Genomic DNA, 11,754 nt, shown 5'->3' on the forward strand with positions numbered 1-11,754 from the left:
CGAGGGTCCCTCCCCTTCACTTCCGGGCCAGGGCGCAGACCCAGCCGAACGAGCGGGTCGGCTCCGCGACATACCGGGCCTCCCGGAAACCGGCCTTGCCCAGCATCTCCGTCAGATCGGCCCCCGAGAGGATGCGCAGGCCCTCGCGCTCCGACCGCTCGGTGAACCGCCGCCCGAGGTAACGCTGTTTCGCCGTGGGCTTCTCGGCGGCCTCCCGGCTCATCTCCAGGGTGATCGACACCTGGCCGCCGGGCTTGAGAACCCGGTACGCCTCGCTGAGTCCACGCATCGGGTCGGGCCAGAAGTAGAACGTCTCGATGGCGCTGACCTGGTCGAAGGACGCGTCGTCGTACGGCAGCGCGCCCGCGTCGCCCTGCTTGAGCTCCACCCGTCCCGCCGCGACGCCGTCGACATTGCGCAGCACCGACTGACGGACCATCTCCGCGGAGTAGTCCACTCCGGCGACGAAGCCCTGACTCGCGTGCTCCGACAGCAGCTTGACGGCCATTCCGCCGCCACAGCCGATGTCCAGCACACGCTGGGAGCGCCGTACTTCCATGTGCTCGATCGCCCACACGGTGAGCGTACGGTGTTGCTTCGCCATCACATGGCCGATCAGCCGACCGGCGCGCCCGTTCGGCTGCCGGAAGTTGTCCTCCACCAACTCCAGCGGCCTCTTCAGCAGTTTGTCGATCATCCGGACTTCCCTTCGCGGATCGCAACGTCTCGGGTGGTGCCACGGAATGGGCCGCCGGCCCCGGAGGGCGGGCCCGGCAACTTCCGGGAATGGATACGCGGGCCATGGCGCGTACAGGGAGCGGCACGCCGGTGTCCCGTCTGCCCGACGGCCCTGGGCACGGCCCCCTCACCCACGGGGACGGCGCCGCGGCACGGCATCGGACGGTCGGCGGAGAGGGCAGGATTCGAACCTGCGAGGGCCCATGCCTGTCCGGCGACCCGATCCGGGTTGCCCCGGAACCCCGTTGGACCACTTCGGGTACCTCTCCCGGCCTCGGAGGCGTGATGGCCGCCGCTCCGGCTGTTCCCGCTGTTCCACCGATGCTGCCGCAGCTTCCTGAGATCACGCTGAGATCTTCCTGAGACCGCTCGTCGCGCCCCGGACGTGGGCAAATCCATGGAGTGGACCGGAATCGAAGCGGGCAGCAAGGAAGGGTTCAGACGGAGGGGAACACCATGAGCGACACGACCGGCCGGCGAATATCCCTTGTCCGGGAGGGGACGGACCCCCGGTGCCTGCGGCCCGGCGAGGCCGGAAGACTCCTCACCGGGGCTCCTTGGCGCCGCCTGGTGGTGCTGGGCGACATCGCGGTGGAGCGGGCCGCGGAGCAGGTCGAGGGGTACGGACCGAGGCCCTGGTACGACAGGGTCGCGACCGCCCTCGGCGATGCCGCCGAGGGCTTCGCGTACCTCAACCTCCTCGGCCGGCGGGAACTGCGCGCCGCGCAGGTGCGCTCCGGGCAGCTCCCGGCCGCGCTCGCCTTCCGGGGCGACCTCGCGCTGGTCTGCTGCGGCACCGCGTACACGACGGACGAGACGCCGGCCATGAACGGACTGACCGCCGAACTGGTGAGGATCGTCACACCGTTGCGCGACGCCGGGTACGACGTGGCGCTGCTCGGCTCCTACCAGCTGGCCGGCTGGCCCGGACTGCCGGCCGGCCGCCGGGAGCAGGTGGCCGAACAGCAGAAACGGGTGTCCGAACAGGCCAGGGCCGTCGCCCTGCGCCATGGCACGCTCTACATCGACCTCGCCTCCCACTTCTCCGACACCGAGGTGGCGGCCGTGTGGAGCCGCGACCGGGCGCGGCCGAACAGCCTCGGCCACGCGGTCGCGGCCGCCGCCGTGGTGCGTGCCCTCGGCGCCCGGACGGCCGCCGCCGTGCCCACGGCCGGTGCCGACCACGGACCGGTCAGGCCCTGGTGAACAGCAGTACGGCATTCTGACCGCCGAATCCGAAGGAGTTGCTGACGGCCACCTCTGCGCGCACATCGCGCCCGGCCTTGAACACCATGTCCAGTTCCAGTTCCGGGTCCAGGCTCTCCAGATTGGCGGTCGGCGGGATATGCCCCTCCTGGAGGGTCAGCGCCGTCACCACCGCCTCGATGGCCCCGGCGGCGGCCAGGGAGTGGCCCACCACACCCTTGACGGAGGTGACGGCGGGCCTCTCCCCGAGCACCCGGCGGATCATGCGGGCCTCGGTGGCGTCGTTGAGCAGCGTCGCCGTGCCGTGCGCGTTGACATGGTCCACCTCGCCGGGGCCGACCCCGGCGTCGCGCAGCGCGGCGCGCACGGCGAGTTCGGCGCCCGCGCCGTCCGGATCGGGAGCCGTCGCGTGGTGCGCGTCGGCGGCGGCGCCGTACCCGCTGACCATGGCCCGGACGGTGGCTCCGCGCGCCCTGGCGTCCTCGGCGCGCTCCAGGACGAGTACGGCCGCGCCCTCGGCCGGCACGAAGCCGTCCCGGTCGGCGTCGAAGGGACGGGAGGTGGCGGACAGTTCGTCGCGCCGGCCGGCCAGGGCCCGCATCTGGCCGAACCCCGTGATCAGCGAGGGGACCAGGGGCGCCTCGGTGCCCCCGGTGATCACCACGTCACAGGCTCCGGAGCGCAGCAGTTCGCGCGCCATGCCCACCGCCGTGGTCCCGGAGGCGCAGGCCGTCGCCGTGACCAGACTGGGTCCCCGGGCGCCGAACATCATGGACACGTATCCCGCGCACATGTTGGGCGACAGCATGGGGACGAGCAGCGGGGAGACCTTGCGCGGCCCGCGTTCCAGCAGCACCTTGTGCTGTTTCTCCCAGGTGGCGGCGCCGCCGATGCCGTTGCCGAGGATGACACCGACCCTGGTGGCGTCCCAGGAGTCCCTGTCGAGACCGGAGTCGGTGACCGCCTCGTGGGCGGCGACCAGCGCGAGCTGGCTGCTGCGGTCAAGCCGCCAGGCCTCTTTGCGTTCGATGAGCCCGCTGGGGTCGAAATCGGTGACGGCGCACGCGAAGTCGGTGGGGATGCCGGCGAGCGCCGGTACGTCGGTCGCCGCCGTACCGGCCCCGGCGCGGATCCGCTCCCAGCTCCGCTCGACGCCGACCCCGGCGGCGGTGACCATGCCGACTCCGGTGATCGCGGCGTCGAACGGCGCCGGTGCCGGGCCGGTCGTCGGTGGGCGGCCCATCAGACGGTGGCCAGTTTGCCCGAGATGAGCTCGGCGGCCTGGCCGACGGTCGACTCGGGGCCCAGGTCGCTGTCTTCGAGCGGTACGTCGAACTCCTCCTGGGCGGCGACGGACAGCTCCACGAGCGCGAGGGAGTCGAGTTCGAGGGCGCTGAGCGTGCTGGTCGGTTCGATGCTCTCGGGGTCCAGGCCGAAGGTGCTGGTCAGCAGTTCCAGCAGGCGCTGGTAGATGTCTTCCATGAGGGGTTCCCTTCCGGAGCGTGAGCGTTCGTGGGTGGGCCGGCGTCCGGCGCCGACGGGCGCGTCAACCGCCCTGCGGCTGCCGGGAGGCGGTGGCCACACCGGCGGCACCGCCGGCCGGTCCGGGGCGCGCCGCCGCCGCGGCGTCGAACTGGTCGGTGAAGCGGGCGTAGGCGGGATGGGCCACCGGTTCGAAGTCCAGCGCGAAGGGCTTGAGGAAATTGCCGAACAGCGCGCGGTCGCCGAACAGATGGATGGGGATGACCAGCAGCGCCCATTCGGGGCCCCACAGCCAGATCCACGCGAGCACCACCAGCGTCTGCGTGACCAGACTGTGCATGACGTTGTAGAGCACGTAGTACGCCCGGTGAATCCGCTTGGTCGCGCTGCGGTGGTAGGCGATCGCCCCCGGTATGTAGCCGATGAGGTCGATATACGCGAACAGCCCGATCGCGGGGAGCCATCTGACCTCGTCGAGATGGGTGAAGAAGAAGGCCGCGGCGATCACCAGGCCGAGCCCGTACTCCAGCCGGATCAGCCGGTAGGTGGTCCGCGTCTCGAAGAGGTTCTTGCCGTCCATCAGTGGGATCCCGACGCGGCGGCGACCGGCGCGGCCGTCACCTCGGCGACGGCGCGGGCGACCGCCTCGTCGCCGACCACCGAGGCGTTGCCCGCGAAGAGGCTGATGACGACGCGGGCGATGGTCTCCTTGAAGACCCGCTCCGCGACCGGGTCGAGAATCCCCGCGAGGCTGGGGATACCGAAGTCGAACTCGGCGCTGAAGTCGACCACGCAGTCGTCGCCGTCCGCGACGAGCCGCCAGACACCGGCGAACTCCGCGAAGTCACCGTCGGTCTGCTCGAAGGCGATGGTCAGGGCGTCCCGGTCGAACCGGTCCGCCTCGGTCCAGCACAGGATGCCGTTACGGAAGTAGACCTCCCAGTCGCTGACTTCCTCCGTACCGGACTCCCGACGGGATGTCACCGAGCGGATGACCTCGGTGAACTCGGAGTACCGGCTGAACGCGCTGACCTGGTCGAAAGCCGCCTCCGCGGCGACGCCATGAACGCGGACCTTCACCTGCACGCTACGCATGGATCTTGTCACCTTCCGCTGTGGGTGCGTACCGGGCGCCCTGCGCGCGGCACGCGCGGTCGACCGCCTCGTAGAAGAAGTCCAGGTCGCTTCTGGTCAGGACCGCCGGCGGGGTGAAGCGCAGGACCAGATGGGAGTTGAGGGAGTGGTTGGCGATGACGCCGTTCATGATCAGCTCGATCAGCAGATCGCCCGCGGGGCCGGGAGCGGCGAACTCGATTCCCAGCAGCAGCCCCTGGCCCCGCACCTCACGCACGGCGTCGCCGTAGTGCGAGCGGACGATACGTGCCAGCTCCGGGAGGATCTCGGCGCCGAGCTCGCGGGAGCGGGTCACGAGATCGTCCTCGTGCATCGCCGCAAGCGCCCCGCGTACGGCGGCCATCGCCAGCGGTGCCCCGGAGAACGTGGAGGTGTGCAGATACGGGTCCCGGTCGAAGGCCCTGAACGCCTCACGGGTGGCGACGACGGCCGACACCGGTACGACGCCCCCGCTGAGCCCCTTGCCGACGAGCAGCACATCGGGGGCGATGTCCTCCCGGTCGGCGCCCCACCAGGAGCCCAGCCGCCCCAGACCGGTCTGGATCTCGTCCAGGACGAGGAAGGCCCCGTACCGGTCGCACAATTCCCGCACCGCGCGCAGATAGCCCGCGGGCGGCAGCACCACCCCGGCCTCGCCCTGCACCGGCTCGACGAACACACACGCCTCGCCGGGGACCGTCGCCAGCAGGGATTCGAGTGCGGCGGCGTCGCCGTACGGCACATGGCTGGTCTCCGGCAGCAGCGGCCGGAACGGGTCCTGGAAGACGCTCTTGCCGGTGAGGCTGAGCGCGCCCATGGTCTTGCCGTGATAGCCGTTCTCCATGGCGATCAGCCGGTGGTGGCCCCGGGTACGGGCCAGCTTGATGGCCGTCTCGGCCGCCTCCGCCCCCGAACCGGCGAAGTGCACCCGCTCAAGTCCTCGCGGCGCCACCGACACCAGGGCGTCGGCGGCCAGCGCGACCTGCGGTTCGAGGAAGAGCCGCGTGGCCACGGGGTGCGTGGCCAGCTGCTCGGCGACATGCCGGATGACGGTGGGATGCCGGGCGCCCATCAGGAAGACGCCGTATCCACCGCAGTTCAGGAAGCGTTCGCCCGTCGAGGTGGTGACCCAGGCACCTTCCGAGGCCACCTCGATGTGCCCGCCGAACAGCTCGCCGAGGGTCGCCCGGCCCTTGCTGAGCCGGGCCCGGTACAGCCTGCCCAGCTCCTCACGCCCCAGGGCGGGCGCGGTGGCGGGGGTGTCCGGCTGCGCGGCCGGGGGCACGCCCGGTGGCCGAGTGGACGCCGATGTCATGGATGTCATGGATCTCCCTCATCAGGTCAGGCGCAGCGGGTGGCCCGCGACGTGGTCGAGGTACGGACCGGTGAAGCTCGACCGCGACGGCGGGTGGAACGACAGACCATGGGCGGCGCCGGCCAGGTAGGCCACGTCGGAGGAGGACATGAAGGCCGTGCCGCCGAGCAGTTCGACGGCCTGGTTCAGCGCGTCCCCCAGCGCGTCCTGGGCGGCGTAGCGGGCGACGAGCGTGCGGGCCAGCGCCGCGTTGCCGGTCTCGCCGTCCCTGATCATCCGGGCGGTGCCCTCCAGCAGCAGGGCGGCCGTCTCCAGTCGTGTGAGCACCCGGGCGCGGTCGGAGTCGCTGCCCCGGCCCCCGTCGACGACCCGCTCGACCAGTCCGCTGACGATGCCGAGATAGCAGGCGGAGATGAGCAGTTCGAACCAGATCAGGCCGACGGTCTGGAGATCGTCCAGATTCCCGGCGTCGCCCCGCGGATCGGTGCGCATCAGCAGCTGCTCGTCGACCAGGACGTCCGTGAGCCGCACCTCGTCGCTCTCCGCGCCCGCGAGCGTCCGGCTTCCCCAGAAGGGATGGACACTGACCCCCTCGGTCTCCCGGGGAATCAGCAGCACGGCCATCCGCGACTCATCGCTGTCGGTCGGCAGCGCCACGCTGGCGGTGAGCAGGTCCATCGAGTGCGACAGACTGCACGGCTTCTTGGAGCCGTTGATCACATAGCCGCCGTCCGCCTTCGACGCCGACATCATCGGCGAGAGGATGCCCCGGCCGGGCCGGCCCTCCGCGAAGCCCGAGGCGACCAGCAGCCGCTGTTCCGCGATCCCTTCGAGCAGCGCCCATTCCATGCCGCTGCTCTGGATGGAGTCGGCCAGGGTGAACAGGGTCGCGACCGAGAAGTGGTGCATCGTGGTGGCGATCGCCAGGGACGGCGCCCGGGAGGCCAGGGCCCGGACCACGGCGAGTGCCTGGAGCGGATCGGCGCCCGCCCCGCCATAGGTCTTGGGGATGACCAGACCCGGGCCGCCGGCCGCGCGGAACTGGTCGAGCGCGGGGTTCTTCGGTGCTTCCAGCTCCTCCAGCGGGGTGCCGGAGAGCTGATCGAGCAGGCCGGGCAGGAACGCTTCGCACGTCTCGCGTGCGGCTTCCAACGAGCGCATGGATCCCCCTCTGTTCTGTCGTTCGTTCTGACGTTCTGGCGTTCTGTCGTTCGGGTGTGATGGCGTTCCGGTGTGGTGGCGCGGCGCGGTGGTTTCGCGGTGCGGTCAGCTGTTGGCGGCGGCCTGGAGGGCCTTCCAGGCGCCGAACACCGCTTCGGAGGGACGCGCGCCGGCGGCGACGCTCACGCCCTGGATATGGGAGGTGCGCAGGATCGGGTAGTTGGCCTCGCCGAACACGCCCCCGGTGAGCCCCGTCCCGCCGTGGGTCGGCAGATAGGGCAGGAACCCGATGTGGGAGTCGTTCACCTTGAGCAGCCCGCCCTGGGTGATCCGGGTCACGATCCGGTCGACCACCTCGGGGTCCCGTGCCCACGCCGAGTTCCGCAGCCCGTAGGCGTTGCTGTTGACGAAGTCGATGAACCGGTCCAGCAGGACATCGTCGGGGGCGGGCTCGGCCACGATCACCGGCAGCAGCGGGAAGAACGTCTCCTCGCGGACCGCCTGGACCTCCCGGGCCTCCTCAAGCCCTCGCACCAGCACCACCGTGGGTTCGAGGAAGATCCCGGCCGTGTCGCGGGTCCCGTCCTCCTGGATCGCGTGCCCGCCGCAGACCAGCTCCGCGCCCCGGTCGAGTGCGTCGCGCAGACACGAGAAGAACTTCTCGTTGCGCAGCACCGGAGTGAGCAGGACGCCCTCCTCCGACGAGCGGCCGGGCCGGATCCGCGCGGCTTTCTCGGCCAGCAGGGCGACCAGTTCGTCGCGGGCGTCCGGGTGGACCACCACTTGGTTGGGGATCATGCAGAGCTGGCCCGAGCCGTAGAAGCTCTCCGTGATGGCCTCGGCCGCCAGGTCCAGGTCGGCGTCCTTCCACACCAGCACCACGTCGTTGCCGGCCAGTTCGAGGATCGGCTTCTTGCCCGCCGCGATGCAGCGCTCCTGGAAGCGCATCCCGTTCTCGCTGCTGCCGAAGTACATGATGTCGTCGACGAGCGGGCTCTCCAGCCAGGCGTCCAGCATCGGAGCCGGGTCCCCGCACACCACGCCGAGGGTGCCCGGGGGAGCACCCAGCTCCGCCAGCACCGGCGCCACCACCTCCTGCAGTACGTACATGACGCCCAGCGGGGCGCTGCGCGGCGCTCGTACGACGAGGGAGTTGCCGGCCATGATCGCGGTCACGCCGAGCAGCGCGCTGGAGAGCGGGGCGTTCTGCGGGGGATTGAGGCAGACGACACCGTCGGGGCGGCGGCGCACCGAGATCGTCCGCTCGCCGTGCCGGTACTCCTGGAGCATCTGGCTCCGGTAGAAGCCCAGCGACTCGGGCCCGAAGACCTCAAGCGCCCCTGACACCTGCCAGCGGGCCAGCGCCAGCGGGTGTCCCTCCTGGACGAGGACCTCGGTGATCCGCTCGGCCTGCTCGGCCAGCCTGCGGTACAGCAGGGTGCCGAACTGTTCGATCCGGGTCTCCGGGGGGAACGCCGCCCAGGGCGCGGCGGCCGCGGCCGCCGCTTCGAGCGCCAGATCCGTGGTCTGGCGGTCCGCCCTCGCCACCCGGCCGACGATGGTGGCCGGCAGATTCTCGGCGGAGATGCGGCCGCTCTCCAGCTTTCGCTTCATGGTGAGCGTGGAAAAGGCGTCGTCGAGCAGGGCGTCCGAGTCGACCACGTATACCCAGGTCCCGCTCGGAACGGCCTTTCCGTCGATGAGGGAAAGGTAGGTGGGGATTTCCGGAAGAGGTGCTCCGGAATCTTCTTTTCCTGACGCCGAAGGCGTCGCGATATCGCTGCTCACGCAGCCCCTCCGCTCTCCACTTCCCATCGGTGGATGGGAATGTTCGCAGTTCCAAGTGGCGGCTATCACCCTCACAGAGCGCCCTGAAAATCCACGGAGACGGCGCTGAGACGGCGCTGAGACGGCCGTTTCAGGGAAATGGAAGAGAGTGTGAGGAGCATGTCCACGGGCACCCGGCCCGGTAACTCGACGCCTCAGGCAACGGGAGTGAGATGACCACGCGCAGCGGAGAGGTATCCGACGAAGAAGTACTCGAAGTCCTGGAAAGGCTCCGCAAGGACGGCGACAACCCCAGCGCCTTCCTCGCGTTGAACTCCGGTAACGCGTACTTCACCGATCCGGCGACGGACGGAGTCGTCGCCTATCGCGAGGCGGGCTCGTATCTGATCCAGTTCGGAGGCGTCCACGCCCCGCCGGAACAACGGGAGGAGCTGCTGCGGGCCTTCCTCGCGCACGCGCGCCGGCGGCGCCGCAAGGTCGTCGCCGTACAGGTCCTCACGTCGGACGTCGAGCTCTACGTCCGATGCGGTTTCACGGTCAATCAGGTGGGCTCGTCGTACTCGGTGCACCTGCCCGACTTCGCCCTGCGCGGAACGCGCTTCATGAAACTCCGCAACAAAATCTCCCGGGCGCGGCGCAGTGGGCTGGAGGTGACGGAGGTCTCCCACGAGGAGTGCGCGGCGGAAATCGCCGGTATCGACGGCGCCTGGCTGCGGAGCAAGGGTCGTCATGTCAAGGAGATCGAGTTCCTCGTCGGCGAGTTGGGCGGGCCCGTGCAGCACGCGCGCCGGTTGATGCTCGGCCGGCTCGACGGGGTGCCCATCGCGTATATCTCGTACTCGCCCGCGTACGGCTCGCGTCCCGGGTGGTTGCACGATCTGAGCCGCCGGCTCCCGGACGCGCCTCCCGGTGTGATGGAGGCGATCAACCTCACCGCGCTGGAGACGTTCCGTCAGGAGGGCGCGGAATGGCTGCACTTCGGCTTCACGCCGTTCACCGGACTGTCCGCGGAGCACGATCCGGCGGAGGCGAGCGGGGCCACGCGCAAGATCATGCGGCTGCTGGCCGACCACGGTGACAAGGTCTATCCCGCGGCCAGCCAGCTCGCCTACAAGGAGAAGTGGGGCCCCCAACTGGTGCTTCCCGAGTATCTGGCGTTCCACGGGCGGGCGAGGCTGGGTGCCATCTGGCAGATCCTGCGGGTCACGAAATCGGTATGACCTCTTCCCCGGCCCCTGATATGGACAGATGGGAGGACTGCCGGAGGATGTCCTGGAACCTGTCTCTCAGTCCGTGTCCTGGCTGAAGTCCCAGATGCTGCGACAGGTACTCGCGGGTGCGATGGTACGTGTTGAGGGCGTCGGCCTGCCGTCCTGACAGATACAGCGCCGTGATGAGCTGCTCACAGAAGCGCTCGTGGAGCGGGTACTTGGCGTGCAATTGTTCCAGCCCGGGGATGACGGCCCGGGGGTGGTCCAGTCGGAGCCGGATGTCGAAAAGCCTTTCGTATGCTCCCAGTCTGACCTCTTCCAACTGGGTGTAGGCCACTTGACAGATCATTCCGTGCCCGGCGTCGATCAGCGCCGGGCCGCGCCATAGGGAAACCGCCTCGGTCAGCAGATCGACGGCCTCCTGGGGATCGCGTGCGCATGCCGCGTCGGCGCGGGAGACCAGATGGAGGAGCCGGGAGGCGTCGACGTTCTCCTCGGTCAATTCGAGGACGTATCCGGTCGGCGATGTCTGGATGACATTGCGCAGAGCCGCCTTCCCACCGTGTGCGACCAGTACCCGGCGCAACCGGGCGATATGGCCGTGCAGTGAATTCTCGGCGCTGTTCGGTGGCTCTTCGCCCCACAACTCGTCGATGAGTTCACTGCGTGAGACGGAGCGGCCCACCGATAACGAGAGGGCTGCCAGTATTGAGCGTAACTTCTCTCCCGGTATCCGGACCTGAACCCCGTCATCGATTACTTCCAGCGGTCCCAGAAGATTGATCTGCAATTGTCGCCCGTTGCCTTTCTCATGCGACCGGGGGAGCGGGCGCATGGAACGCCTCCCCCCGGGGCCAAACCTACGTACCTAGCGATAGTGACGCCTTACTCGTAGGTAAGAGGGTGCGGCACGACACGTCAGATGCGTCAGACATGAAACTTGGCTCGTTCTCGTCGTTCCATGCCAGGTATCACGCCAGCGCGCGACGAGTGTGCGCCACGGGGCAATAAAGCGTTCTCTCGCGACGATGGAAAGATACCGAAAGGTCGGCCGGGCGTCGTCGATGGCCGAACCTGACGGTCCGCTTGGGGCGGGCACCTCCGAACTGGCACTGCTCCAGCGGGCTTCGTGCCGAGGTGGCCCTGAGTCGCCTGAAACGGCCGGTGTTGGTGAGGCGACTTTGTTCGGATCTTTGCCATACACATGCCGAGTCGAGTGGTATCAGGAGGCCGTCGTTTTCCGGTCGGGGCCCCCGGGGCAACGGAGAGGGAAGGGCGCGGCCCCTGGAACACCCGTTCGTCGAAAGCGAGTTGGGGGTTTCCGGCGGGGGTGACGGCTGGTTTATGATCTTGGTCATGACTTTGGGAACCCCCGAGAAGAGCCTGTCCCGCAAGCAGCGGCTCCAGGAGAAGCAGCGGCGCCAGTTGGCGGTCGTCGACACCATCGACAAGGCCGAGGCGAAGCTGCGGAAGGCCGAATCGGAGCTGGCCGAGGCCGTGGCCGAAGCGGTCGAGGTCTTCGGGAGCGAGCGGGGCGCCTCCGAGGAACTCGGACTGTCGGTCGAGGCGATCCGCGGTTTCCTCAGCCTCGTGGAAGGCGGCGCGAACGGTGCGGACGAAACCGACGCGGCCGGGGAGACCGTGGAGGCCGCCCCGGCGGCGAGCCCCGCGAGGGCCAAGTCGGAGGCCAAGGCCGAGGGCACACCGGAGCGGGAACCCGTGGCGGTGTAGCCCCGGGCG

12 protein-coding genes and 1 tRNA gene are annotated in these 11,754 nt (G+C 69.5%); 3 read left to right on the forward strand and 10 right to left on the reverse strand.

The window, feature by feature from the left end; translation table 11 throughout:
- Window positions 1-16: 16 nt before the first annotated feature.
- Together M1203_RS08625 and M1203_RS08630 are read right to left on the reverse strand one after the other, a co-directional pair.
- A complete protein-coding gene (locus M1203_RS08625; protein ID WP_249948943.1) occupies window positions 17-697 on the reverse strand; it encodes a methyltransferase domain-containing protein in 681 nt (226 codons plus the stop codon).
- Window positions 698-908: 211 nt separating this feature from the next.
- Window positions 909-1,007: transfer RNA gene (locus tag M1203_RS08630), tRNA-OTHER, on the reverse strand.
- A 187-nt stretch (window positions 1,008-1,194) separates the two neighbouring features.
- Between M1203_RS08630 and M1203_RS08635 the strand changes: the two genes are divergently transcribed.
- A complete protein-coding gene (locus tag M1203_RS08635; RefSeq protein ID WP_249948944.1) occupies window positions 1,195-1,944 on the forward strand; it encodes a GDSL-type esterase/lipase family protein in 750 nt (249 codons plus the stop codon).
- On the opposite strand, the gene M1203_RS08640 is transcribed toward M1203_RS08635, so the two are convergent.
- The 7 genes from M1203_RS08640 to M1203_RS08670 all read right to left on the reverse strand — a co-directional run bounded on the left by M1203_RS08640 (window position 1,931) and on the right by M1203_RS08670 (window position 8,830).
- Window positions 1,931-3,187 (reverse strand): beta-ketoacyl synthase, encoded by a 1,257-nt coding sequence (locus M1203_RS08640; RefSeq protein WP_249948945.1) that lies wholly within the window; start codon window positions 3,185-3,187, stop codon window positions 1,931-1,933. The two genes, M1203_RS08635 and M1203_RS08640, sit on opposite strands and share 14 nt — an antisense overlap.
- Window positions 3,187-3,426: an acyl carrier protein gene (locus M1203_RS08645; RefSeq protein ID WP_030349575.1), complete on the reverse strand. Its 240-nt coding sequence runs from the start codon at window positions 3,424-3,426 to the stop codon at window positions 3,187-3,189. The genes M1203_RS08640 and M1203_RS08645 overlap by 1 nt, the downstream gene beginning before the upstream one ends.
- Window positions 3,427-3,490: 64 nt before the next feature.
- Window positions 3,491-4,006: a hypothetical protein gene (locus M1203_RS08650; protein ID WP_249948946.1), complete on the reverse strand. Its 516-nt coding sequence runs from the start codon at window positions 4,004-4,006 to the stop codon at window positions 3,491-3,493.
- Window positions 4,006-4,521 carry a type II toxin-antitoxin system RatA family toxin gene (locus tag M1203_RS08655; RefSeq protein ID WP_249948947.1) on the reverse strand — a complete coding sequence of 172 codons (516 nt, stop codon included), beginning with the start codon at window positions 4,519-4,521 and terminating at the stop codon, window positions 4,006-4,008. Before M1203_RS08655 ends, M1203_RS08650 begins: the two co-directional genes overlap by 1 nt.
- A complete protein-coding gene (locus M1203_RS08660) occupies window positions 4,514-5,854 on the reverse strand; it encodes an aspartate aminotransferase family protein (RefSeq protein ID WP_249949079.1) in 1,341 nt (446 codons plus the stop codon). Before M1203_RS08660 ends, M1203_RS08655 begins: the two co-directional genes overlap by 8 nt.
- Window positions 5,855-5,875: 21 nt before the next feature.
- Window positions 5,876-7,015, reverse strand: coding sequence for an acyl-CoA dehydrogenase family protein (locus M1203_RS08665; protein WP_249948948.1), 1,140 nt, complete (start codon window positions 7,013-7,015; stop codon window positions 5,876-5,878).
- Window positions 7,016-7,120: 105 nt separating this feature from the next.
- Complete coding sequence (locus tag M1203_RS08670; protein WP_283958320.1) at window positions 7,121-8,830, reverse strand: aldehyde dehydrogenase family protein; 1,710 nt, start codon at window positions 8,828-8,830, stop codon at window positions 7,121-7,123.
- A 185-nt stretch (window positions 8,831-9,015) separates the two neighbouring features.
- Between M1203_RS08670 and M1203_RS08675 the strand changes: the two genes are divergently transcribed.
- Window positions 9,016-10,023, forward strand: coding sequence for a bifunctional lysylphosphatidylglycerol flippase/synthetase MprF (locus tag M1203_RS08675; RefSeq protein ID WP_249948950.1), 1,008 nt, complete (start codon window positions 9,016-9,018; stop codon window positions 10,021-10,023).
- Here M1203_RS08675 and M1203_RS08680 read toward each other — a convergent pair.
- Complete coding sequence (locus M1203_RS08680; RefSeq protein ID WP_249948951.1) at window positions 10,007-10,849, reverse strand: AfsR/SARP family transcriptional regulator; 843 nt, start codon at window positions 10,847-10,849, stop codon at window positions 10,007-10,009. The two genes, M1203_RS08675 and M1203_RS08680, sit on opposite strands and share 17 nt — an antisense overlap.
- A gap of 521 nt (window positions 10,850-11,370) precedes the next feature.
- On the opposite strand from M1203_RS08680, the gene M1203_RS08685 reads away from it, so the two are divergent.
- Window positions 11,371-11,745 carry a hypothetical protein gene (locus M1203_RS08685; RefSeq protein WP_249948952.1) on the forward strand — a complete coding sequence of 125 codons (375 nt, stop codon included), beginning with the start codon at window positions 11,371-11,373 and terminating at the stop codon, window positions 11,743-11,745.
- The last annotated feature ends 9 nt before the right edge of the window (window positions 11,746-11,754 follow it).

The organism is Streptomyces sp. 35G-GA-8 (assembly GCF_023534745.1).
Classification (GTDB): Bacteria; Actinomycetota; Actinomycetes; order Streptomycetales; family Streptomycetaceae; genus Streptomyces.